The sequence below is a fragment of the Butyrivibrio sp. AD3002 genome (assembly GCF_000420905.1).
GTDB lineage: Bacteria > Bacillota > Clostridia > Lachnospirales > Lachnospiraceae > Butyrivibrio.
On the sequence record NZ_ATVV01000005.1, the window covers coordinates 1 to 24641 of the forward strand.

Genomic DNA, 24641 nt, shown 5'->3' on the forward strand with positions numbered 1-24641 from the left:
TCTTACCTACAAGATTCTGACAGCCGGACTTGTAATGCTCGGAATAGAGCCCAAAACACAGCAGCTCATAATGGGTATCGTATTCCTTGTAATGGTTGCGGTTTTTGCAGACAGAGAAACGGGAATGATAGTTAAGTGATGTTTTGTTAGGGGATAAGCGCTTCCGGAGGATTGGTCCGGAAGCGCTTTTTATAGCCCCTCATCCGCCCTTCGGGCACCTTGTCTACGCTCCGCTTCGGTCCGCGCTGAACCGACGGTCTACGTTCCACTCCGGTCGTTGCTAAGCACTCGTCCCCCGGACGAGTAGCAACCCCGGACGTCGAGCGCCCCCGAAGGGGGAAGGCAAAATAATTGGAATGGATATTTAAGGGCCCTGGTTATATAATAAGAAGATAGACTTGAAGGCGCTTCGGTTATTGCGAAGTGCACGGCACTAAGATTTGAGGGGTAAATGAAAAAATGAGTAACAAAAGAAAAGCCGGAAACATAGCAGGCATAATTCTTGCAATTACCTTTGGAATACTTGCATTTGTCTATATAGGATTTGCAGTATATTTTATGGGGCATTTTTCCTATAACACATATGTTAATGATATTCCTGCTTATAAATTAACTGCAAAAGATATAGAAAAAGAAGTAACCGACGGAATTAAGCGATATTCGCTTGTAATTAATTCAAGAGGCGGTATCACGGACACTATAACTTCCGACGACATCAGTCTGTCGCTGAGGATTGACGGTCAGTTTGACAGAGCATTAAAGTCACAGAATCCGTTTTTGTGGCCATCATATTTCTTCAAGGAGACAAGGCTTACAACTGATAACATAGTTGTTTATTCGAAGCAGACTTTGGAGGAAAAGATAGAAACGCTTAATCTTTTTGCTCCGGAAAATGTCAGAGAGCCTGTGAATGCTTATATTCCCGATGAGTCCGGCGAAGACGGATTTTATATAGTTCCGGAGGATCAGGGACAGTCCCCCATAAAGGATATGGTTGTAGAAAAGATTACTGCAGCGCTTGATGTTCTTGAACCCGAAGTTACGATTGACGATGAGTGCTATAACGTACCTACGATTTTTCAGGATAATGAGGAACTTATAGCATATAGAGACAGCCTTAACACCTATTGCAAGGCGATCATTACCTATACCTTCGGTGATGAGAAGCTTGTGGTGGATGGCACAAGGATAAAGGAATGGTGCGACATAGACGGCACAAGTGTTACGCTGAATCCCGAAAAGGTAAGGGAATTTGTAAACAGTATGGCGCGCCAGTATGATTCGTTTGGAAAAAACCGTACCATCATTTCCCACACCGGTGAAGAGGTTACTATAACCGGCGGAGATTATGGCTGGTGGATGGACAGAGCAACTGAGACCTCGGAGCTTATCGAGGCTGTAAAAAATGGAGAGAAGACAGACAGAACTCCTGTGTACTTTGGAACGGCAGCAGCTTACGGAGAAAACGACTGGGGTAATTCCTATGTGGAGATAGACCTTACTGCTCAGCACCTTTGGGTTTATAAGGACGGTGTGGCAGTCATTGATTCCGACTTTGTTTCCGGGTGTGTGAATAAGGGACGTACTACTCCTACGGGCAGCTATGCGATAACCTACAAGCAGAGAGATGCGACGCTTGTGGGAGAGAACTATGCTTCGGATGTTAAGTACTGGATGCCTTTTAACGGGAATGTCGGTATGCATGATGCGAGCTGGAGATCGGAATTTGGAAAATGGTACTACATCATAAACGGTTCGCACGGCTGCATAAATCTTCCGACTTCCAAAGCAGCTGAGATCTATGAGGTTGTGGAAAAAGGCGAAGCGGTATTTGTATACGGAGGAAAGACTGAGCCTGAGGAGGTTGTAACAAGAGAGGTGACCAATCCCGAAACAGGAGAAGTTACAACCATTAAGATGCCTATAAGTGCAGTCCGTGAGGAGGAAGCAGCCGCTGCTCAGGAAGAAACCACTCAGCCCCAGGAAGAAGTTACTCAGCCCCAGGAAGAAGTTACTCAGCCCCAGGAAGAAAATACCGGTGTCCAGGGAGAGAATGCTGAGACTCAGGAAGCAACTTCTGAAACGACTGGAGAGAATGCTGAGGTACAGGAACAGAGTACTGTACCGGAGGGCTGATGCCTTATACTTCTGATTTTTGCCGCGAGGTATGACCCAATCCGGATTTATGGTAAAATTACTACAAGTGAAGGAAAAAGTATTAATTAACCGAGGGGAAAGAAATGCTTAATTGGAATGTCAGTCTTGTTGTTCCAAGCTTTCTGGTTTTGCTCATAATTATGGGGTACTATTTTGCTCTTCCGCGTCTCCCGGTAAGACTGAACAAAACCTATCTGGCTATTCTTATAAATGAAGGCGTAGTAATGCTTTTTGATATAATCTCGAGCTGGGCAGACAATATGCATGACATATTGCCGGTGTGGCTTCTGGTTATATTAAATTCGGTCTATTTTTTCTCGCTGGCACTTCGTATCTTCCTGTTTTTTGAGCTGACTACTATAGTTCTCAGGGTCAATATCTGGAAGAATAAAGTTGCGGCAATTCTTTTATGTATTCCTTATGTTGCAGAACAGATAATAATAATAACCGGTATGTTTACCGGGAATATTTTCTATATTAATGAAAACGGGTATAACCGCGGACCGCTGCATTTTACAATTTACGTGTGTCTGTATTTCTACCTGTTTACTTCTTTTTTCATGATCTATAAATTCAGGATGAGGATCCGAAGAAAGCACGAGAGGGTAAGTATATTGTGCTTTAATACGATTATCTTAATCGGATCTATTTTCAGAATTACATTACCCACGCTGCTTTTATACGATACCTTTTGCCTGATGGCACTCATCGTAATTTATCTTTCCTTCGGTAACCCGGAGTTTTATTTGGAACGCAGAAATATGGCGTTTAACAGTAAGGCTCTTCGAAGCTACATCGAAGAAAATGAGGAGCACGGTAAATACAAAATTCTGGCATTTGTTATTAGGGATTACCATGATGTAAGAGAAATATACGGTACTACTCAGATGGATCAGGGAATCGCACTTATTTCCGCATATCTTAGGGTGAATTATCCGGATTGTCTGGATTTCTATAATCAGGGAGGACGATTCATCCTTCTCGGCGGCGTAAATATGGATTGGGAGGAAATTCACGAGGAGCTCCGCCATAGATTCATGCTGCCCTGGACCTCTGACGATGCCGAACTTTATCTGGAGGCTGGCTTTGCGCTTATAGATTGTACCGAAGGGTATTTTTCCGCAGATGAGGTCCTCAATATGATCTCGATAATGTTGGAAAAAGCGGATGTTCTCGGGAGCGATTTCAATATACTGGCAGATGAAAATGTGCTTTCGGAATTCCAGGACAGAATAGAAGTAAAGCGGTGCATGGAAAATGCCATAGACCGGAAGGCTGTCGAAGTATTCTTCCAGCCTCTTGTGTCTGCCAAAACCAGGAAGCTGGTCGGAGCTGAGGCTCTTGCCAGAATACGGGACAACGACGGACATATCATTCCGCCTGCGGCTTTTATTCCCCTTGCTGAGAAGAACGGAAGAATAAACCAGCTGGGAGAGCAGGTATTTGAAAAGGTTTGCCAGTTTATTTCGGAAAATGACGCGAATATAATGGGACTGACTTTTATCAATGTGAATCTGTCTCCCATACAGTTTATGCGCTCAGATTTGGGAAAGGGATTTTTATCAACCCTCAATATGTATGGTATTACACCGGACAGGATTCATCTCGAAATAACCGAGGAGTCCATGACCGATGAGCAGCAGATGGAGAAGCAGATCCGTCTGATGCAGAATTATGGCTTCAAATTTGTGCTTGATGATTACGGAAAAGGATATTCCAATCTGACAAGGCTTAAGAAGAGCCCCTTCGTAAATGTAAAGCTTGATATGGAAATCGTGTGGGATTACTGCAACGCTCCGGATGAAATACTTCCTATGATGGTAGAGGCTTTTAAGAAGATGAATTTCGGGGTAACAGCAGAAGGAATTGAGACTGAAGAGATGGCTTGGAAAATGACGGAGCTTGGCTGTGATTATTTGCAGGGAATGCTGTTTTCTGCTCCTATTCCTGCTGAGGACTTTGCCCAAAAATATGCGAAGGGTTAATCACAATGAAAATTGGGGATATTTTAAGCGCGCATCGCGTTAAGTTCATAATATATGTTTTTCTGATGCTGATCAGCTTGTTTTTGGGCGGCGTGGCAATTGCCTACAGATGGGAAATACTGTGGGTTTTGTTTTTTACGCTGCTTTTTGCATTGTTCCTGGTACTTGCGGGATATGTGTACATGTCCAGCCAGAGAGACAGTGCTTACGATGTCCTGAGAAAACAGAAGGAAAGTGATGAGGAAGAGGCAAGGCGCAGAATGGAATATTTTGCAAATATGTCTCATGAGATCAGGACTCCAATTAATGCAATTCTGGGTTACGACGAGCTTATTCTGAGAGAGTACAATGATCCTGCACTTCGCCAGTATGCGTACAATATTCGCTCTGCCGGAAATACACTTCTGTCTCTCATAAATGATTCACTGGATTACTCGAGGATAGAAGCCGGTAAAATGGAACTGTTCATTGCCGAGTACGACGTAGGCACGGTTATCGAGGATATGATGAGCCTTATCAGACCGAGAGCGCTTGCCAAGGGACTTGATCTTAAGGGATTTGTTAATGAAAACATTCCGCGAAGGCTTTATGGTGATGCCGACAGACTTAAGCAGTGTATTGCAAATCTTCTTACCAATTCCGTTAAGTACACCGATGAAGGTGAAATTGATTTTTCCATGGATTTTGAGGCACTGCCTGTTAACCCGGGATCAGATAATGAGGAGATTCTGCTCAAGGTTGCAATAAGAGATACAGGTATAGGTATCAGGGAAGAGGATTTACAGAAGCTTTATAAGCCCTTCGAGCGTATTGAAGAGGATAAGATAAAAAATATTGAGGGAAGCGGCCTAGGTCTTTCAATCGTAAGGCAGATATTATCACTTATGGATTCTGAACTGAAGGTTGAAAGTATCTACGGAGAGGGAAGTAATTTCCATTTTTCAATTAAACAAAGGGTTGCCGGAAGGGAACCTGTGGGAGATTTCGAGAAGAGCTATGCGAGAAATGTCGCAGACAAGAATCATTTTGCAATAAGTTTCACTGCTCCGGAGGCAAGAGTGCTTGTGGTTGATGATGCGGAACTGAATCTGGCGGTTATGGAAGGACTTCTTAATGGCACAGGTATACAGGTTGATTCTGCTCTCTCGGCCACGACAGGCTTGGAGCTTGCAGAGAAAAATGATTATGATGTGATTTTTGTTGATCTTAGAATGCCCGGAATAAACGGCGGTGAAATGATAAGAAAGCTCCGCGGAGATTACGAGCCGGGGCATGACAAAGGAAAATATAATTCGGGCAAAAAATACAGGAAGAAATATAATTCGGATAAGGACGCTGAAAAAATCAGGAATAGAGAGACTCCCTGCATAGCTCTTACGGCAGGAGCTCTTCAGGAAACAAAGAGTGATTATAAAAAGCTTGGATTTACGGATTATCTGTTAAAACCGGTGGCATTCAAAGAATTGGAGATGATCCTTCAAAAGTATATCCCGGCAGATAAAATAAAACGCATGTCCGTGAAGGATATTATGACAAAAAAGAAAGATGTTCCGCTTTTGGATACGGAAGAAAAACTGAATGAAGCGTTAACAATACTTGCACAACGGGAGCGTGTGAATTGATACTCAAATACAATATATTTCTGGAGCTGGCAACGGTTCCGCTAAACTTCATATTGTGCGTGTTTTTCCGCTTGAAATATAAGGAAGACACAAGAGTAAATCGAGAATTTAAAATTTTGGCTTATCTTGTGTTTCTGGGTACTGTTATTGATATTGTGGATGCAGTACTTATCAGTATAGGCGCCGGTGTACCTATAGCCATCAAGTACCTGGTGAATACATTAAACTATGTTCTGGCGACTATAGGAGCATATCAGTTCATAAGATATGTAATAGCTTATGTAGGGGATAAGTACAATAAGACCACAGGGGCATTTATCAATAAAGTGCTTTTGGGAATTTATGCCGTAATCATTATTCAGAACATTTTTACGGGAACGGTTTTCTATTATCTTGATAACGGGCAGCCCAAGGCCGGTGCGCTTTTTATGATGATAGTGTATGCGTATCCCCTATACTATATTCTTTATGGCGGGGTTTTTATACTGAGTCATCCGGAGAGCTATGCCAAGAAGATGAAGTATGCGCTCGTTGGAACCTTTTTCTTTATGATAGGACTCTACGCTCTCCAAATGTTTGTATACAGAAGTCTTCTGGTCACTTATTTTGCGGCATCACTCGCAATACTAGTGATGTTTCTCACCTTGGAAACTCCGGATTATGCAAAACTTCAAAAGACCCTGGAGGAATTGTCCATTTCAAAAAGAGAACTCGAAGCTTCAAATATCAGGGCTACGGAAGGAAGCCGTGCAAAGACAAGGTTTCTTGCACAGATGTCAAATGATATCAGAACTCCCGTAAATGCAATTATGGGATATTCGAATCTGATCCTGGCTGATACAAACGAGGAGGCGACAAGAGAATATACGAGACGTGTAAAAATATCCGCGAAGCGACTCTTGACCTTCTTTGAAAATGTGCTTAATTATGTGTCGGAGGAGACTGATGAGAACGGACCAAGAAGATTGCCTTCCATGGCAGAGCTCATTGAGAGAGGTGATGAGCTTGAATATCTGGAGGATGAGAGCAGCGAAAGAAGTATAGGGCTTTCCAGAGCTCCGGAGATCAGGATACTTGTGGTGGATGATACGCCGCTGAATCTGGATCTAATGGTAAGAATGATATCGCCCATGGGCTTTACAGTGGATACGGCGACCGATGGTGAGAAAGCTATTTTGCAGGTCAGAAAATTCAGATATGACCTCATTTTCATGGATCATCTGATGCCTGTTATGGACGGTGTGGAAGCACTGAAAATCCTTAGGAATGAGAGGCTTTGCGATATTACTCCTGTAATTATGCTGACTGCCAATGCGATCACGGGTGAGGAAGAGAAGTATTTAAATGAAGGGTTCGCAGCATATCTGACAAAACCTTTTACAGAGGATAAGGTAAGGGAAGTGCTTAAAAAGTATCTTCCAAAGAAGGATGCAAAGGCCAGAGATGATATGGATATCAGTGCCTGGGAGAATCTGCAGGAAAAGCTGCCGATGCTTCGCGTGGCCAATGCCAGAGAATATCTTCTTCATGATACGGCGTTGTACAAAAAGATATTAATCTCCTATTCGGAGGAGGGTGTTTCTTCAGATCTTTCCTTGGCGGTAAGGGGCGGAAATTATGAAGAGGCGATAGCGATCATCATGTCGGAGATTCACAAAGCAAAGCTTATAGGTGCGGAAAGTCTTGTGAAGATGGCGGAAAAGCTTGAACTGTTATGCAGAAAAAAGGAGTTTGAACTTTTACGTGAACGAATTGGTACATTTATAGCAGAAAAAAATGCGCTTTCAGAGTCAATAATTACGCAGTTACAGGTGGAAAAGGGTGAGTAAGAAAATTTTAATCGTGGATGATTCCGGAACGGAGCGACTGTATCTCTCGGAACTTCTTGGGAAGATTGAAAACATTGAGGTTACGGAAGCAGACGGTCCGGATGCCGCTATTGGGCAGTTGTCCATAAAAAAATATGATCTGATCTTTATTGATTATTTCCTAAAGGGGAGTCTTGGGTCGGATCTCATAAAAATGATTCTGGAGAAAAATCCCGGTGATAACGCAGCTACAAATGCAATTGTACTTGGGAGTGTCACGGATTTTCAGGGGAATTTTTTGAAGAAAACCGGTTTTATTAATTATCTGGAGAAGCCGGTAGAGTTTAATATGCTTAAGGCTGCAATTTCAATGTATGCAAAGGTTTCTGATTAAGGGGGATCAGGCTGATGTTTCATAGGCTGTTCTTTGAGCTTTCAGCAATTTTATATAACTTAATGATATGCCTTTTCCTGACAATCACTTACACGGATTCGTCAAGGACCACTAAGGCATTCAGGAAGTTTGCGTATTACCTTACAATAGCGACTATTGTAGATGTGGCGACGGAGGCAACACTTATTTATACAGGGGAGATTCCTGTAGTCGGACATTATGTGATACACGCTTTCAATATTTTGTCTGCGACAGTTGCCGCAAATTCATATGCGGAATATATAGTTGCCTGTGCAAATGTTGATATCAAGGACACACTTCTTCATAAGATCAATCTTGCTGTGGTTATTCTGCAGTGTTTCCTGATGGTTCAAAATGTTTATACCGGTAATGTTTATATGTATACGCCGGAAAATGGCTACACATTCGGGGCGTTCTATCTTGCGTGTTCATTCCTTCTGCCGGCATATTATGTATTATTGGCAACCGGATTTACTGCGGTTAACCACGACTGCTATACAATTTTGCAGCTGTTTAGTATAGGAATAGCGACTTCCATAGTATTTGCAATTTATGTTATTCAGACGTTTTTCCTTACAAATCTGGTCCTCATATTCTTTTCTGCATCACTTGCGATGCTGGTACTGTTTTTCTCTTTGGAGACACCGGATTTCCACAGGCTTGAGAAGACCATAGGAAAACTTGAAAAGGCTGAGAAGGAAGCTCTGGAAGCAAGAAAAAAAGCAGAGGAAGCAAGTGAAGCGAAGAGTGAATTTTTGTCACAGATGTCCCATGAGATAAGAACACCGATTAATTCAATTCTCGGATTTGACAATCTGATTTTGGAAAACACAAGAGAAGCCAGGGTGTCGGAATATGCTTCTAAGATAAAAGGTGCGGGCGAAACCCTTTTAGCTTTCTTCAATAATCTACTCAATCTGATTGCGCAGAATCCCGGAGAGGATGTGGATATAAACAGCCTTTTTGACTATTCGTCTCTTTTGGAAACAGATATAGATGAAACAATAGTTCCGATTATGCCAAAGGCTCAGATTCTGGTTGTTGATGATAATGCAATGAATGTGGATCTGCTGCTTAAGATAATGAAAAAGACAGAGGCGCAGATTGACACAGCGGTGGACGGGCAGAAGGCTCTTTTGAAATTGCGCAAGAAGACATACGATCTCGTAATCATGGATCACATGATGCCGATAATGGACGGTGTTGAAACGCTGAGTATTATGAAAGAGGAGCGCCTTAGTAAGGATGCCCCTGTAATCATGCTGACCGCAGGCGGTCTTAGGGGAGATGAGGAGAGATTCAAGGAGCTTGGCTTTGATGCGTATCTTTCAAAGCCTGTGGTTGCGGATAAGCTTTACGACCTTCTTATCGATCTGATGCCTTCACACCTGATCGAGAGCAGAGCTTCACTGGAGCACTTGTTTTATAAAGAAAACGCGCCGGTAAATAAGGAGCAGGAAGAAAAGACCGATGTCACGATTTACAGAAAATCACTGGCTGAGCTTTTCCCTGATATGAATGTGACTGCAGGACTTGATTTTTGCATGGGCGACGAGGAATTCTATCTGTCGCAGGTTGAGATGTTTGCCGACAGCGATAAAGGTACTGAGCTTGCGGGATTTTTGGAAAACAGAAATTGGGACAGCTACCTTATATCTGTGCATTCTCTAAAGAGTACGGCAAAGACAATCGGCGCCGATTCGTTATCCGAAGAGGCGTTGGCGATTGAAAATGCATTAAAGGAGGGCCGCTACGAAAGCGTTACTAAGGGGCATGGTGCTCTGAAGACTCACTTTGATGAACTTTGCATTGCTTTGAAAAAGGGTCTTGATGAGTACAAAAATATGCCTGTTCAGACAGCGGACGACAAAGATGGTGCGCCGGCGGCTTCGGGAATGCAGCAGGCCGCAGATTCTCCTCTTGGTGGGGGATTGTCTGCCCAGATTCTTCTCGCGCTTGCAAATACAGTGGACTCCAGGGATATAAACAATCCGGGCAGATCCATGAGGGTTGCACGATACTCGTCTGAAATAGCAAGAAGGCTTGGGAAAAGCGAGACCGAACAGCAGGATGTCTATTACATGGGACTTGTACATGATATAGGAAAGCTTATCATTCCGGAGAAGATTTTGAGAAAACCCGACAGCCTGACGGAGGAAGAATCCGAGATAGTAAGACAGCATCCTATAATAGGATATGAAATTCTGAGGAATATTTCAGAGATGCCGGGACTTGCGACGGGAGCCAGATGGCATCATGAAAGATATGACGGAACAGGATATCCGGACGGACTTGCAGGGGAGGAGATTCCTATAGAGGCCAGGATCATAGGAATCGCCGATGCCTATGACGCTATGACTTCGCAGCGACCGTATGCCTCTGTAATGCCGCCCCTAAAGATAAAAAAAGAACTGGAGCGAAACCGCGGGAAACAGTTCGATCCGGTTCTTGTAGATGTGCTAATAGGAATGATAGATGATAAAGAATCATAAGTTTTTAAGGGAATAATCTGCGAGCATGCGAGCTGCTTCACGAACACTTTCCCTTCTGATATGAACGGAGTCTCCGTCCTTCATCTGGAGTACCTGAAGATCCTTGTCCACGGATTTTACATGGGCGAGATTCACAAGATAACTCTTGTGGCAGCGGATAAAGGAATCGTCCGGAGTCTGGGCCTCGATGTTGTCGAGTTTACCTGTAAGTTGAATGGTTGCTCCGTTTGCCATATGGAAATAAAGCGTGTGAGAACTCTGTTCGACATAACAGATTTTTTCAAACGGAAAGGTCATATCCTTCCCTCCCACTCTGATTGAAACACCGCCCTGGGTATGTTTCATCGAGGCAGCGAGCTCCAATACTTCGGAAACCTCAGTAGAATCAAAAGGTTTCATCAGATAGCGGATTACACGGTTTTTATAACCTTCCATAGCGTGATCCTGGCTGGATGTGGCAAATGCGATCGGAACGGAAGCGTCAATACTTCGTATTCTTGTGGTTGCGTCAACGCCGCCCATGCCCGGCATTAGAATGTCCATGAAAATAAGGTCGTACAAACCCGGCCTGAAAGCATCCAGGAATGCCTCGCCGGACTCAAAAAGAATAATTTCACAACCCGGACGAACCTTATCGATTATGAACTGAAGCTGACGCCTTTGAGCCATTTCATCATCACATACAGCGATTTTTAGAATATCAGATGCACCCATATGCAACCCCTCATAAAATAATGTTCTTATTTAATTATAATATCATAAAATGTGACGATTTTGACAACTAATATCACAATTATTAGATTTGTCAAGTACGAATTATGAACAGAACAGTTCATATTTCGTAGTTTTTGTTGAAAAAAGACTGTTATAATAATATTTGTAACATTATGTCATAATTGCTCTGACTAGGAGCGAAAGGTGATGGGGAGATGAAAAAATACAGTCTGGGAAGCAGGATATCCACGTACTTGAGAGTCTGCATTGTTCTCTGCGTGCTTATTCAGTCCCCATTCTGCGGACTGAAGGGAAATGCCCAGTTTCAGGGTGTTTACAATAACAAGGTGATTTTTACGGCTCCGAGTGCGGAGAAGCTTTTTGACGGTACTCCGCTTACGGAACAGATTGATGTCACGGCACAGGGGCTTCCACCGGGATATACCTACAAAGCAGTTGCAGAAGGGAGCATTACATATCCTGAGGAAAATCAGGAGAACAACAACATAGTTACTGATTATGCTATATTCGATCCGAGCGGACTTAACGTGACCGAGAAATTCGTCAATGTTGAGCTTAGACCTGGGACCCTCAGAATCAGCGAGAAGGAAGCGGTTCTCGGCGCTAAGAGAGATGCTGAGGAAGATGAAGCAGAATCCGAGGAGAGCGAGTCTGTCGTCTCAGAGGATGAAGAGATTGTTGAAATCGAGGACGAGGATGCGGCAAAGGCAGATTCGCCTTACTCATTTATGAATTCTTATTCACTTGAATTGGTTATGTATATTTTCTTGATACTGATAATGCTGGCAGTTTTTATTGTCTTTATAAGAGACAGTAACAAAATGAGGGAAAAATGAAATCTATTCAGGAAAAAATCACGCTTCTTACAACTATAGCAATTCTTATGGTAGCTCTTATTGTAGGCGGAACCGCAATTTTCACTTTGCGACAAGCGGGTGAGTACAATTCGGCTCAAATTCTGCATCTTACCTGTGAAAAGGAGGCAGATACAATTAACAGAGTCCTCTTAAATACGGAGGAGGCTGTTAATATCCTGGCTGATTATGCGGTTGAACGCCTTTTTTCAGTCGAAAAACTTGCCGGAGATCAGGCATACAGAGACAGCTACACTGTTCAGCTGTCCAATCTTTTTTCTAATATCGCGGAGAACGTTCCGGGAATAGTTTCTTATTATGTCAGGTTTAATCCTGATATCATGCCGCCTACGAGCGGGCTCTTTTACAGAAGAGATTCCCTTGATGATGAATTTGAGATGACCGAGCCTACGGATATCAAGGCTTACGATAAGGACGATATGGACCGTGTAAACTGGTGGTACATACCGGTTGAAAACGGAGTACCCACATGGCTTGAACCTTATCATAATGAGAATATCGACAAGGATCTTATATCCTATGTTGTTCCTTTGTATGAAAACGGTGTGCTTGTCGGTATAGCCGGAATGGATATCGATTATTATACTCTTGTTGATACCGTTAAGGCTATCAAGTGCTATGATACCGGATATGCATGCCTTGCAAATGATAAGGGTGATGTATATTACAATCCCAATTTTGATCCCGGAACTGTTATGGATGAGATGAACCTTAGAGGTATTATGTCTTTTGAAGCCGAGAGCAGCGGAGATGAGCCGGTTGATTATTATCTCGGAGATATGAGAAAACTGCTCTCCTACAGCAGTCTTGTTAATGGAATGAGACTTATCATAACAGCGCCTCGAAGTGAGATACTCGCGATGAGTAATAACCTTACAAGAAGAGTTATTATATCAACGATCATCGTTCTGTTCACATTCATGTTCCTTACTATTATGGTTAGCCGCAGGATTACAGGGCCTCTTAAGACTCTTGCTCAGGTTGCAAGAGAGATCAATGATGGTAAACTCGAGGTGACTTTCCCTAAAGAGACCAGCGATGAGGTAGGAGATCTTGTTCATGCCATGGAGAAGATGGTTCATCACTTGAAGCATCACATCGACGATCTGAATTCACTTGCTTATCACGATTCTCTGACGGGCGTAAAGAACAAGACGGCATATGATGATGCCGCATCCAAGCTGGATTCACAGGGCGGCGAGAAGGAATACGGTATAGTTGTTTTTGATGCAAACAATCTTAAGAAGATAAATGATACTTACGGTCACGAGAGGGGTAATATTTATCTTCAGAATGCCTGCCGTCTTACCTGTAGGATTTTCAAGGGAAGTCCTGTTTTCAGAATTGGCGGAGATGAGTTTGTTGTAATTCTTCAGGGAGATGACTACGATAATTGCTACAAGCTTCTTCGTGATTTTGATGTGGAGGCTGAGCGCCACAATTTAGAGACTGTAAATGAGTGGGAGAAGATCAATATCGCAAAAGGTATGGTGAAGTACGATCCCGAGACCGACGCGAATGTGGAATCGGTTTTCAAGCGCGCAGACGCCCGCATGTATGTTGCCAAACAAAAGATGAAACTCGCCGAGATGGGGTAAAAAAAGGCTTCCCCTTGAGGGGAAGCTGGCAGCCGAAGGCTGACTGATGAGGTGGAACTATTCGTTCTTACTTATTCGCTCGAGTTCGATGATGTCGGCGATTTGTTCGGGAGTTAAGAAGCCATCGTTCTTGTTTGGAGAGAAGAGGCCTTCATCGACGGAGTTGCCGTTCTGATTGAAGTAGCCGTCGTAGTCCTCCGGGAAATAACCGGTATCATGGGCGTTTTGTCTCTTTGCAGATTCGTCAGCCTGACGGTTTTCGACAAGATATCCGCGGCGCTTAGGTGCAGAGTTTGTTTCTCGATTTTCTCTGAGCGAGTTTCGACCTGTGGTTTTTGTTGAAGAAGCCTTGGCGCTGTCAGTACTTGTTCTTGTGGATTTCGAGCCTGAACCCATGGAACTCTGGTAGGCATCGACAAATTTTGCCTGGTGTTCAGCCGGTGCGACAGGAGCAGAGGAGACCTTGGGTCTCTTTGCAGCAGGTACATCGGAAACGGATGAACGACGTGTGTTGCCGCCGGAAGCGGATGAACGTGCAGGCCTTTTTGCAGACCCTGAAGCTGCCTTATTTGCAAGGCGCGCAGCAAGACCTTCCTCACTGCTTACCACTGAGGATATAAAGTCGATTTCCTTTTTTGCTTTTTTGGATGGTTTGAAAGCAGAGCTTTCGAGTGCCGTCAGTTCTTCAAGCTGTCTTCTCTTTGCTCTGACGGGAGTCTCTTCCATGTAATCAAGTTCCGAGAGATCATGAAGAGGCTTTTTCTTTGTTTTCTTTACTGTTTCAGCAGAACTTTTCTTTGCCGTAGCGGCATCGGTTTTCCTTGTTTTGCCGGAAACTGTATTCTTAACTCCGGCACCCTTTCGGGGAGTTCTGTCCTCGATAGATGCAAGTTCTGCGAGATCTTCAGCGGATACAATTTCGCTGATGTCGCGAATATCAGTCAAGTCTTCAATATCTGCGACTCGCTCGGCTCTTGCCTGAAGTATATCCTCCACGCTTCTCTCGGGAATGAGATCGGCAGCCTCCTCCGGAGTAAGATATTCTGCATCCTCAGGTTCGGGCTGAGGCTCAGGCGTAGGCGCAGGTGCGACTTCTTTCTTCTTTTCGGGAAGTTCCCACTTATTTGCATGCTTTTGACGCTCGTATTCTTCAGAGACTGCGAGCTGAGGTACATAATTAACAGGTATCTTGTCACCGGATGCGATTTTTTCATCGGGAGAATCTGCGATACCGAGAATGTCGTCAACACCGATTCCGAGTTTTTCTTTTTTCTTGCTGCTGATAAGAGTTACAAGGTCGGCTCCCATAGCATCGAGAGTGCAACCGACAGCGGGCTGTCCGTTCAAAGTGAAAACGCGGACAACTGTCGCTTCACAGGCATAGAAATGAAAATAATTGGGATCGTATCGGAAGGATGCGATGATGTGATCTCCGACCTTGGCCGTAGTATTGGTGTCGAGGATAAAGGCGATGCCCTTCATGGAAATATCATAAACGAGGGCGTTTCTGATATCTTTGCTGTCGCCGATTCTGATGACGCCCAGTCTGTCGATATCGTAGCGCTCAGCCTGTCTGCGGTTGATGATTTTACCATCCTCAGTACACCTGATCAGATGGAATTTGCCATAGCGCGTCTCTACAGGCCCGATGCGGCTTGAAGTAAACTCGTAGGAACGTCCGTCTCTTTTGTTTACGGCTACAACCTTGGAAGGCTCGGCGAATGTAAGATCCTCATCAAAATAGGTCAGTGAGTCCACAAGAAGACCATCCCGAACACCCACTTCAGCCTTGGTAATAAGAAGGATTCCGTGCCCGTTGATGGTCGCATGAATTTTAATTTTTGAATCTTTCATCACATCACTTAGTTTCATATAAATATTTTATAACGCTATATAATCTTCGTAAATAGAATACTCTAAAGAAATATCAGAATAATCCGAAATATATTTTGAGTCCAAAGTAGCGGAGCTATTTGGATAATGAACCGGGCAGACCGACAGGTATGCCCGGTTATTTTTTGTAGCGCGAAAGCGGCGCAAAACATATTCACAAGAGCAAGGATGCGCGTTATTGCTTGGAGGTAGTGCTTATGAGGATTACGGGAAGTACAGTCAACCTTGTTTCAGAAAGGAGGTACACGGAAAACTACTCTTTTACAAGGCAGAATGCATTGACGACCGGACAGACGATTGGAGATACGGCGTCGGAATTTAAGAAAGCCTTGATGTCGTCGGAAGCTTCAAGACTCTCGGGTGAAAAAGAAGAATTGTTTACAAATTACAATGCGGACGGTGGCTTTGCAATTACAGGTGAGAGTCCAAATTATTCGAAAGTATCCGAGATAGAAAACATAAGAATGCAGATAATGGAAAGACTTCTGAACATCATGCAGATTCTTTACGGACAGACAGGAGGCGGTGGAAGGAGCAAGATGCAGGAGTACATGAGGGAGCTGAGCAGCCGGATGGGCGGCGGATCCTATCAGTGGATGAGTGTATCCACTGCAACTTATGTCCACACGCAGGAAGAATATACTGCCTTTTCAGCGCAGGGGATTGCCAGGACCGAAGACGGAAGAGAGATCAGCTTCGGGGTAGGGATCAGCATGACCAGGCAGTTTACGGAGGCGGTTGGTATCACTCAGATCAGACCTGCACAGCTTATCGATCCGCTTGTGATCAATGTGGGAAGCGGTGTTACGGAGATTTCGGATCAGACCTTCACATTTGATCTGGACTGTGACGGAACCTTGGATGAAGTAAAGAGCATAGGCCCCGGAAGCGGATTCCTTGCATATGACAGAAACGGTGATGGCGTAATTGGTGACGGAAGCGAACTCTTTGGTGCAAAAAGCGGTGACGGCTTTATGGAACTTTCGGAGTTTGATAGTGATAACAACGGCTGGATTGATGAGAACGATGCGATATATGAAAAACTGAGAGTCTGGTGCAGAGGTGAGGATGGAAAGGACTCACTTATGACTCTTAAGGAAGCTGATGTCGGAGCAATTTTTCTTGGAAATGCGGAAACAAAGTTCACATCCCAAGGCTCGGATTTTGCAGTGAATGCACAGTTTAAGTCGAGCGGCATTTTCCTTAGAGAGTCGACGGGAGAAGCCGGAGCAGTCCATCAGATCGATCTGGCAAAGCTTGCTTAGATAAGCGATTCGGTTGTGCCGATAATATAGCCATAAAAAATAAAAGGACACCTTTTCCTCTGAGGTGTCCTTTTATCATATCCAGCCTTATTTTGCTGAAGTATCCTTCTTTTGGTTTGATGTTTTACGATGCTTTCAAGCTGCAGTATTGCTGTTGTAGTCAGCTGCTTTTCCAAAGATAACGTTTCTTACGGGTAAAAGTGCTGAGATAAGAACGGATCCAAGTACAACACATGCAAGAACCTCTCCGATAGCAACTGTAAATGCAGTGAACAAATATGAAGCCACTGTTGCGGGAACCATACCGCACAGAATAAGAATGAAAGGAACGATTACCATATTTGAAATAACCGGAGGAAGTGTCACAAGGAATCTGTGATCCTTAAGCTTGTAGGAAGCAAAAGCCGCAATAGCTGTTGCAAATGTACCTAAAACGATATCCCACACTCCTGCACCTGCAAAAATGTTACTGATAAAGCACCCAATTATAACTCCGGGGACTGCAGCGGGTGTGAAAAAGGGAAGTACACAAAGTGCTTCGGAAACGCGGAACTGAATAGCACCGCTTGCAAGGTCGAACGGCTGAATCATCGCCGTTAACACAGCATAGATAGCAGCAATCATCGCTGCCTGAGTGATAAATAATACGTTATTGTTTTTCATTTTTCTCTCCTTTAGGGTTTAGTGGTCAAAATACCGACCGATTTCGAGTGGGAAGGATTTAACACTCGTATTTCTTTGTAGCGCATTATAGAATAAGGCGTAATTTAACAGATGTCAAGTGGAAAAGGGTGCCTTCGACGGTAAAATATGTATATAAGGTGCTTGATAAGATTGGAGACAATATGACTCGGGAAGAATACATTAAGAATGCATTTGAAGCATATGATAAGCATGAGTATGATTCTGCGCTGCAGAGTTTTATTGCTGCGCATGAATTATCTGACTTAGAGGGCAAGAAATACATAGTAGAGGCATTGTATGCCAGTTTTGTAGAACCCAATCTGGATGAATTCAGGCAGGCTTATGATAACAATGTGGAGATTTTTCTTAAGGGTAATCCGAATAAAAAATATGATATCCCTGAATTTGAGGATCTGAGACTGACTTTTTATCCTGCTTCGAACACAAAGTATTATATCTATGTGAATGATACCAATGAATTCGCAGGGGACTATCCGATAGATCTGGATGCTTATGCCGATCAGGAAGTCGAAGAGACAACTGATGCCATTTTATTTGATTCCATATGCGATTTCAGGGATATTTGGCCGGAGGAGTTCATAAACTATTTGAAAAGGACCGGGAATCCGGTTCCCAAAACTATTCGGAGTGAGTTCGGATTCGATTATGAGGAACTGTTCAAAACACTTAAAACAGAATGATATTGTAGAAAAAACAGCTATTTCCCATTTTACTACTCCCCCAAAATCTAGTATAATTTTCATATAATACTTGCTTGGGGGATTTTTTTATGGGGACGAATCACAGGATCCATTTCGGATTTCTTTTTCATGTGAATTTTTATCATGCAGGGCTCGGTGATACAAATGATGACAGGGGCTTTGGGCGTGACCTTGCACGGATTCGCGATATTCTCGATATTTTAGCAAAAGCAAATAATGAAGGACAGCCGGTGCGCGCAGCGTGGGATTTTGAGAACGATTACACGCTGGGGCGGATTTTGCCCTCGCTTGGACCTGATGTAATAGATGGTGTGAAGACTAGGCTTCGCGAAAGGGGAGATGAACTTCTTTTTTCCGGGAAGCACGCAGGACTGTTTGCGGGAATGACCGGAAAAGAGCTGAGCTTTGCTCTTCACTATAAATCAAATGAGCTTGGAGAAACTTCAAATGTTCTTCGCCCGGAGGGTGATTTGTTTTCACCTGCGATAATCGGAAGACTTAGAAAAGCAGGAATCGAAGCTGTGCTTCTTGGCAACAGCAATGTGGGGCCTAATGCGCTTTCCACAGTCACTAAAGATCTTAGAAAAAATACCTATGTAAAATATAATCCCGCAACCTACAGACACGGGAACAATTCAATAACTGTGCTTCCCTACTATACTCCCGCTGATTTTCTTGAGGAGGGATCACTGAAAAAATTCCTTGATTCCCTGCATAATAAGCAGTTATCGGGCGAGATAGACGGTGATGTTTTTGTTCTTGTCGGAGCAGATGTCAGAAGTCCCTGGTGGGAAGATATGGAGATCAGAAATATTTTCAGAAAGTCATCGGGGACAGAGGGACTTTCCGGATTTATAAAAGCTCTGAGGAAATTTGATTACATAGCCTATAACACACCGACAGGATATCTTAAGGAGCATGCTCCGGTGTCGGAGATTTCTTTTGCGGGAGACTTGGCAGGAGGAACAAGTGGAGACTTTTCTGCCTACAGTGAACTTCCCTATGACAGACTTATCTGGACCAGAATAGAAAGAGCCCGTATGGGCAGCAGAGTATACGGCCATGAGAGAGTTTCCGATACTTTGGCACAGAGGATAAAGCTTTTGTCGGCTTCGGAATTTGGCCTCTTTTCGCCGGCTCCCGCCAAGGACAGATTCGCCGAGATGGACAGACTCTCCGCCGAGATTCAGAAGATTGAGAGAAAAGCCATAAACGAAAAAGAGATGTCCATGCGAACCAGTGGCCGCCAAAGGCTCAACAACAGTGCAATCGGTAAGCATCTTTATTCAAGAAGAAAAGATGATGAGGAGAGGAATTCCTTCATCATTATGAATCCTAAGGGACAGCGCGTTGTCAGTTTTCAGCTTTTGATCGACAGCGGGCAGTGTCCAAAAATCGGGACACTTGTTCTGGAGTGTGATGAGTGTCAGATCAGATCCTATACTGCTGTAGAAATGAGCAAGGAGAATGGATATGTTAATTCTGCCTTTGTGGTGATGCGGTTCGCGGAGGCACAAGGGACATATAAGATATACTATCACTTCGATCGCTCGGATATTCCGAAGGAGCCGCACAAGCCTCTTATTGAATTAAAACCTGAGGATCATCCGGTTTTCCATGCAGAGGGTGCCATGAAGAGGCTTCTGGAGGCGCAGGGAAAACTTAAAGCAGCACCGCCGCCAAGTCCCGATGATGGCAGGAGGCAGGCTGTTGCTAATCGTATCGCGGAGATAAACAGTGCACAGGGGGTAACAAGAGCAAAGACTCTTACCTCAGGTGGTGAGCGCGACAGCTATGTTATATCAAGCCCGGATCAAAAACTTAGGATTGTGATAAGCGGCATGGGAGCTACGAAGGGTCACATTCGCGAAGTATTTTACGATGATGAGAGAATCGGCGATAATCAGTTTCTTTCTTCCTTTGTGAAAAGCGGAGGAACTGTTTCCGAGTTTACCTGCGAAGAGATCAAGGACGCAGAGCTTGCCGGAGAAGGCATGGGAGTTACGATTTCCGGAGCAGTTCACGCAGGCGGCGAATCAGCTCCCGGAAGGTATGAACTTCAGATTATAAAAACTGCAGCGCTTAAAGGTATTGACGGAATTCTTCTTCATATGGATGTTACCTATCCCAGTCTTGAGGGTGTGGGAGAGGCATTTTTGGAGGAGATCGCACCGCTTCAGATTTCGCCGCAGTATCGTGCGGGTGTGTCGGTAATAAGGAGAAGCTTTAACGGGATCGTGGGTGATTATCCGGTTTCTGTTTTCGGAAAATCGGTTCCAGGAAATGAGAATATCGCATCCTTTAATCATCAGATGACCGCAGGTATTGTGGGAGCAAAGGGAGCTCTCTCCGGAATACTTATAGGAATTCCGAGGACTGTTCTGGGAGGTCTTGCTATATGTCCCGGAAGACTTTTGACTGACGGAGAAGGACAGCACCTTAGTCTTAATCCCTACGGAACCTATGGAATACAAAGTAAGAAATATCCTTCTGAGAGCGAGGGAGTTTTGCAGAAGTATGCGGACAGTTTTGTCAATGAAAAGCCCATAAATACGGCAGCTGCCTACAGCGGTGTGAGGGAGAAATTCTGCATTTGCCTTGCGGGCTTTGCCGGCGCAAACCCCAGTGAGGGACAGCTTTTGGAACTTTCGGCATTCTGCGACGGCGCGATAATCTGCGGCGATGAGACGGGAGTAATTCATCCTTTCGAGGGTGATAATGTGACTCTTCCCCGAGCTTATAAGGAGATTCCGATAGGGACGGATAAGAGAGAAGAACATTATAACAGTAAGAACATCAAAACAGAGCTTGCAAAGTTTTTGTCTAAGAAGCGCAGATGAAAATAAAACGTACAAAAATGATTGACGTTAGCTTGTGTTTTCTGTTATCGTAGACAAAAGGCAAAGGCGCCATTCCAGTGGGATAAGTGTCTTTGCCTTTAGTTTTATATACACGCGGCAGCGCCGCCGCATATCAAGGCGCAGAAAGAGGACGACATGGGTAATCTAACCAAGAAGGATATCTTTAGAATAGTCAAGGAAGAGGATGTTGCTTTTATCAGACTTCAGTTCTGCGACATTTTCGGAACTCCCAAGAACATCGCAATAACCGCTGGGCAGCTCGAGAGTGCACTTAACAACGACTGTATGTTTGACGGTTCTGCAATAGAGGGCTTTACGGGATTGGCAGGAGACCAGTTTGAAGACCTTGAGAGCGATATGTATCTCTACCCCGATCTTGACAGCTTCCAGATTTATCCCTGGAGACCTCAGAGCGGAAAAGTTGCCAGAATGTTCTGCGACGTCTATACCGCAGACAGAAAGCCTTTTTCAGGTGATTCAAGATCAATATTAAAGAGAGTCCTTGATGAAGCTAAGGATATGGGACTTATCTTCAAGGCAGATCCCGAGCTTGAGTTCTTCCTTTTTGACCTTGATGATGAGGGACAGCCCACGACAAGAACGCATGAGAATGCCGGCTATTTTGACCTTGCTCCCGCAGATCAGGGTGAGAATGTGCGCCGCGATATCATCATGAATCTTGAGGAACTCGATTTTAATATAACTTCATCTCATCATGAAATTTCACCTGCCCAGCATGAGATTGATTTCACCGAGGATGATGCTGCAAGAATGGCAGATATGATCATGACCTTCAAGATGGCGGTCAAAACCATCGCAAAGCGTCACGGACTCTATGCCACTTTTATGCCCAAGCCCAAGGAAGGTGTGAATGGTTCCGGTATGCATATCAATATCCTTTGTGAGGATGAGGATGGTAACGACCTTTTTGCCGGAAAGGACGGAAAGCTTTCGGATATGGCCAACCATTTTATTGCGGGTGTCCTTGACCATATCTGTGGAATGACTCTTGTTACCAATCCACTTGTAAATTCATATAAGAGACTTGTGCCGGGCTACGACGCTCCGGTCAATGTGTCATGGTCAGCATCTTCAACTAACAGAAGCGCACTCATCAGGATTCCTTCTATGACAGGAAGGAATGCGAGAATTGAGCTCAGAAACCCGGATGCTGCCTGCAATCCTTACCTTGCGCTGGCGCTTATTCTGGCAGCAGGTATGGATGGAATTAAGAAAGAACTTACACCTCCTGCAGAGCTCAAGGTCAACCTGAAAAATAAGACCGATGAGGAACTCAGAAAAACCAGGCTTTCCACCCTTCCCGAGACTCTCGGAGAAGCCATCGAAAGCTATCAGAAGGATAAATTTGTAAAGAAGGTACTAGGAGAAGCTGTTTTCAACAGATATCTCGATGCCAAGCGCAGCGAGTGGAAGAGCTTCCGCACCTGTGTAACCCAGTGGGAAATCAGGGAATATTTGAATAAGCAGTAATAAACTTTTTAAGGAAGTACCAATTTGCAAAACATCATCGTTGCATTCGCAAAGCAGACGGATGCGCAGAATTTCAAAAGCATATTGATGCGTGGCGGTTTTGAAATCGCTTACGTATGCCAGACCGGTGCTCAGGCTCTCACAGCAATGGAGAACCTTGGTAGCGGCGTGGTCATTTGCGGCTCAAGGCTGGGCGACATGCTGTGCACCGAGCTTTCAGAGGATATGTCTGCGTATTTCAAGATGCTTCTGGTGGCAAGCCCTGCGAAAGCGGATGAACTTGGACTTCACGCGTATGAAAATATCGTCTATCTGCCAACTCCCCTGAAAAAGGATGACCTCTATTCAACCCTTACGATGATGATCGAGGGCGTGCAGCTTAGACGCAAGAAAATAAAAGACAAGCGCAGGTTCAGGAGCAGCGAGGACCAGAAGGTTATCGACAGCGCCAAGGCTATCCTTATGGAGCGCCACAACATGACTGAGCCCGAAGCACACAAATATCTTCAGAAGTGTTCCATGGATTCCGGAACATCTCTTCTTGAAACCGCAGAAATGGTTTTAAGTCTTAAGTAATCACATAGCAAGTTATGTTATAATATTTACTATAAAGCCTTCCCATTGGGGGAAGGTGTCAGCGAAGCTGACGGATGAGGGGAATATTATACATATGGAGGCTTGTTATGAATAATCGTGTTTTTCATGTAGATCACCAGATAGCAAGTAAAAATGTAGAGGAGTCGGTTACCGAGTGGACCAGAGTTGTTCAGTACAATGAGATCAACGGCTACGACAGACTCTTTGGCGGAGAGCTTATGAGCTGGATCGACCAGGTGGCGGGAACCGTTGCACTGCGGCACGCAGGAACACCCGTAACTACTGCTGCAATCGATAACATGCAGTTCAAACAGGAGATCAAGCTTAACGATATCGTTGTTCTTATAGGAAGAATTACTCACGTAGGCCGCACCTCTATGGAGGTTCGTGTAGATACCTATGTTGAGGATCTCAGGACAGGCATGAGACATGTGGTTAACAGAGCATATCTCACCGAGGTTTGCGTAGATGAGGACGGAAGACCGACGACAGTTCCCTACGGCCTTAATGTGCGCACCGAAACTGAGCGGGCTGAGTGGCAGGGTGCCGAGAAGAGGATTGAACTTCGTGCACAAAGAAGAAAAGAGGGCTTTTAAAATTCCCTGTGATGTATTAAAATCTAATAACTGTTTTAGATGGGAATTAGAAAATCAAGGGAAGTCATTAAATGGATAATTTTGAAATCAAATATCATCAGCAAAAGAGAATCACGGATCAGCTTATGCATGCACTTGCAAGGGTTGCTGATGAAAACGGAAGATATACAAAAGAGCATTCTGAGAGAGTTGCGCTTTACTCGATGGAGATTGCAAGACGCATGGGGAAAAGCCGCATGGAGCAGTACGAGATATATCAGATGGGACTGCTTCATGATATAGGTAAAATCGGTGTTCCCGACTCCATAACCGCTAAGCCGGAGGGGTTGCAGGAGGAAGAGTACGACCTTATGAAAAAGCATCCAATGATAGGTGCGAAAATCCTCCAGGACATCACAGAAATTCCGGGGCTTGCAGTGGGTGCAAGATGGCATCATGAGAGATTTGACGGAAGCGGATATCCGGATGGTCTCGTAGGAATGGCAATTCCTGAGGAGGCGCGAATCATAGGTGTTGCGGATGCCTATGATGCAATGAGCTCAGAGAGAAATTATTCCTGCGTTATGAAGCAGAAGAAGATTAGACAGGAAATCGAGGATGGAAAGGGAACCCAGTTTGATCCCGAAATTGCCGATGTTCTTCTTCAAATGATAGACGACGACAAGAATTATGTAATGAATTCCGAAGTACCTACATATATTATAGAAGAATACTTCTCAAGAATGGAGTAAATAAGCCAGTTAGATTGAAATGCGTGGCACATCGTGGTAAAATTTTAACGATGTGCCATTATTTTATTATATGGCAGAGAATTATTATTTTTTCAACAATCAGGAGGAACACAA

At 44.2% G+C, this 24641-nt stretch carries 18 protein-coding genes; 15 read left to right on the plus strand and 3 right to left on the minus strand.

The window, feature by feature from the left end; all coding sequences use genetic code 11:
- Positions 1 to 459 precede the first annotated feature (459 nt).
- From G596_RS21015 to G596_RS23550, 6 genes are all read left to right on the plus strand, one after another.
- Positions 460 to 2136 (plus strand): L,D-transpeptidase family protein, encoded by a 1677-nt coding sequence (locus G596_RS21015; RefSeq protein ID WP_022760784.1) that lies wholly within the window; start codon positions 460 to 462, stop codon positions 2134 to 2136.
- A 104-nt stretch (positions 2137 to 2240) separates the two neighbouring features.
- Positions 2241 to 4142 (plus strand): EAL domain-containing protein, encoded by a 1902-nt coding sequence (locus G596_RS0105210; protein ID WP_022760785.1) that lies wholly within the window; start codon positions 2241 to 2243, stop codon positions 4140 to 4142.
- A gap of 5 nt (positions 4143 to 4147) precedes the next feature.
- A complete protein-coding gene (locus G596_RS21020; protein ID WP_022760786.1) occupies positions 4148 to 5764 on the plus strand; it encodes an ATP-binding protein in 1617 nt (538 codons plus the stop codon).
- A gap of 116 nt (positions 5765 to 5880) precedes the next feature.
- A complete protein-coding gene (locus tag G596_RS0105220) occupies positions 5881 to 7593 on the plus strand; it encodes an ATP-binding response regulator (protein ID WP_155829154.1) in 1713 nt (570 codons plus the stop codon).
- The gene (locus G596_RS21025; RefSeq protein ID WP_022760788.1) at positions 7586 to 7966 is read left to right on the plus strand and encodes a response regulator; all 381 of its coding nucleotides are present in this window, start codon (positions 7586 to 7588) and stop codon (positions 7964 to 7966) included. Before G596_RS0105220 ends, G596_RS21025 begins: the two co-directional genes overlap by 8 nt.
- Before the next feature lie 14 nt (positions 7967 to 7980).
- Positions 7981 to 10479: an HD domain-containing phosphohydrolase gene (locus G596_RS23550; protein ID WP_022760789.1), complete on the plus strand. Its 2499-nt coding sequence runs from the start codon at positions 7981 to 7983 to the stop codon at positions 10477 to 10479.
- Here G596_RS23550 and G596_RS0105235 read toward each other — a convergent pair.
- On the minus strand, positions 10474 to 11193 hold the full coding sequence (locus G596_RS0105235) for a LytR/AlgR family response regulator transcription factor (RefSeq protein ID WP_022760790.1): 720 nt from the start codon (positions 11191 to 11193) through the stop codon (positions 10474 to 10476). The two genes, G596_RS23550 and G596_RS0105235, sit on opposite strands and share 6 nt — an antisense overlap.
- A gap of 215 nt (positions 11194 to 11408) precedes the next feature.
- On the opposite strand from G596_RS0105235, the gene G596_RS0105240 reads away from it, so the two are divergent.
- Complete coding sequence (locus G596_RS0105240; protein WP_022760791.1) at positions 11409 to 12050, plus strand: hypothetical protein; 642 nt, start codon at positions 11409 to 11411, stop codon at positions 12048 to 12050.
- A complete protein-coding gene (locus G596_RS21035; protein ID WP_022760792.1) occupies positions 12047 to 13687 on the plus strand; it encodes a sensor domain-containing diguanylate cyclase in 1641 nt (546 codons plus the stop codon). The genes G596_RS0105240 and G596_RS21035 overlap by 4 nt, the downstream gene beginning before the upstream one ends.
- A gap of 57 nt (positions 13688 to 13744) precedes the next feature.
- On the opposite strand, the gene G596_RS0105250 is transcribed toward G596_RS21035, so the two are convergent.
- Entirely contained in the window at positions 13745 to 15559 is a 1815-nt protein-coding gene (locus tag G596_RS0105250; protein ID WP_081646647.1) for a PilZ domain-containing protein, read from the minus strand.
- A 218-nt stretch (positions 15560 to 15777) separates the two neighbouring features.
- Here G596_RS0105250 and G596_RS23555 point away from each other — a divergent pair, with 218 nt between their 5' ends.
- The gene (locus G596_RS23555; RefSeq protein WP_022760794.1) at positions 15778 to 16845 is read left to right on the plus strand and encodes a hypothetical protein; all 1068 of its coding nucleotides are present in this window, start codon (positions 15778 to 15780) and stop codon (positions 16843 to 16845) included.
- 135 nt (positions 16846 to 16980) lie between these two features.
- Here the strand turns inward: G596_RS23555 and G596_RS0105260 are convergent, their stop codons facing one another.
- Positions 16981 to 17508, minus strand: coding sequence for a QueT transporter family protein (locus G596_RS0105260; RefSeq protein ID WP_022760795.1), 528 nt, complete (start codon positions 17506 to 17508; stop codon positions 16981 to 16983).
- Between the two features lie 158 nt (positions 17509 to 17666).
- On the opposite strand from G596_RS0105260, the gene G596_RS0105265 reads away from it, so the two are divergent.
- The 6 genes from G596_RS0105265 to G596_RS21045 all read left to right on the plus strand — a co-directional run bounded on the left by G596_RS0105265 (position 17667) and on the right by G596_RS21045 (position 24527).
- Entirely contained in the window at positions 17667 to 18230 is a 564-nt protein-coding gene (locus G596_RS0105265; RefSeq protein ID WP_196805194.1) for a hypothetical protein, read from the plus strand.
- Between the two features lie 89 nt (positions 18231 to 18319).
- Complete coding sequence (locus G596_RS0105270) at positions 18320 to 21091, plus strand: hypothetical protein (RefSeq protein ID WP_022760797.1); 2772 nt, start codon at positions 18320 to 18322, stop codon at positions 21089 to 21091.
- Between the two features lie 156 nt (positions 21092 to 21247).
- Positions 21248 to 22603: a type I glutamate--ammonia ligase gene (gene glnA / locus G596_RS0105275; protein WP_022760798.1), complete on the plus strand. Its 1356-nt coding sequence runs from the start codon at positions 21248 to 21250 to the stop codon at positions 22601 to 22603.
- A 24-nt stretch (positions 22604 to 22627) separates the two neighbouring features.
- A complete protein-coding gene (locus G596_RS0105280; protein ID WP_022760799.1) occupies positions 22628 to 23179 on the plus strand; it encodes an ANTAR domain-containing response regulator in 552 nt (183 codons plus the stop codon).
- Positions 23180 to 23286: 107 nt separating this feature from the next.
- Positions 23287 to 23796 carry an acyl-CoA thioesterase gene (locus G596_RS0105285; protein ID WP_022760800.1) on the plus strand — a complete coding sequence of 170 codons (510 nt, stop codon included), beginning with the start codon at positions 23287 to 23289 and terminating at the stop codon, positions 23794 to 23796.
- Between the two features lie 71 nt (positions 23797 to 23867).
- Entirely contained in the window at positions 23868 to 24527 is a 660-nt protein-coding gene (locus tag G596_RS21045; RefSeq protein WP_022760801.1) for an HD-GYP domain-containing protein, read from the plus strand.
- The last annotated feature ends 114 nt before the right edge of the window (positions 24528 to 24641 follow it).

Excerpts from the sequence above, each read along its gene's own strand:
- G596_RS0105285 (WP_022760800.1), top strand. The coding sequence starts at position 23,287 with ATGAATAATCGTGTTTTTCATGTAGATCACCAGATAGCAAGTAAAAAT.
- glnA (WP_022760798.1), top strand. The coding sequence starts at position 21,248 with ATGGGTAATCTAACCAAGAAGGATATCTTTAGAATAGTCAAGGAAGAG.
- G596_RS0105240 (WP_022760791.1), top strand. The coding sequence starts at position 11,409 with ATGAAAAAATACAGTCTGGGAAGCAGGATATCCACGTACTTGAGAGTC.
- G596_RS0105210 (WP_022760785.1), top strand. The coding sequence starts at position 2,241 with ATGCTTAATTGGAATGTCAGTCTTGTTGTTCCAAGCTTTCTGGTTTTG.
- G596_RS21020 (WP_022760786.1), top strand. The coding sequence starts at position 4,148 with ATGAAAATTGGGGATATTTTAAGCGCGCATCGCGTTAAGTTCATAATA.
- G596_RS0105260 (WP_022760795.1), bottom strand. The coding sequence starts at position 17,508 with ATGAAAAACAATAACGTATTATTTATCACTCAGGCAGCGATGATTGCT.
- G596_RS21015 (WP_022760784.1), top strand. The coding sequence starts at position 460 with ATGAGTAACAAAAGAAAAGCCGGAAACATAGCAGGCATAATTCTTGCA.
- G596_RS23555 (WP_022760794.1), top strand. The coding sequence starts at position 15,778 with ATGAGGATTACGGGAAGTACAGTCAACCTTGTTTCAGAAAGGAGGTAC.
- G596_RS0105235 (WP_022760790.1), bottom strand. The coding sequence starts at position 11,193 with ATGGGTGCATCTGATATTCTAAAAATCGCTGTATGTGATGATGAAATG.
- G596_RS0105250 (WP_081646647.1), bottom strand. The coding sequence starts at position 15,559 with ATGAAACTAAGTGATGTGATGAAAGATTCAAAAATTAAAATTCATGCG.
- G596_RS21035 (WP_022760792.1), top strand. The coding sequence starts at position 12,047 with ATGAAATCTATTCAGGAAAAAATCACGCTTCTTACAACTATAGCAATT.
- G596_RS21045 (WP_022760801.1), top strand. The coding sequence starts at position 23,868 with ATGGATAATTTTGAAATCAAATATCATCAGCAAAAGAGAATCACGGAT.
- G596_RS23550 (WP_022760789.1), top strand. The coding sequence starts at position 7,981 with ATGTTTCATAGGCTGTTCTTTGAGCTTTCAGCAATTTTATATAACTTA.
- G596_RS0105270 (WP_022760797.1), top strand. The coding sequence starts at position 18,320 with ATGGGGACGAATCACAGGATCCATTTCGGATTTCTTTTTCATGTGAAT.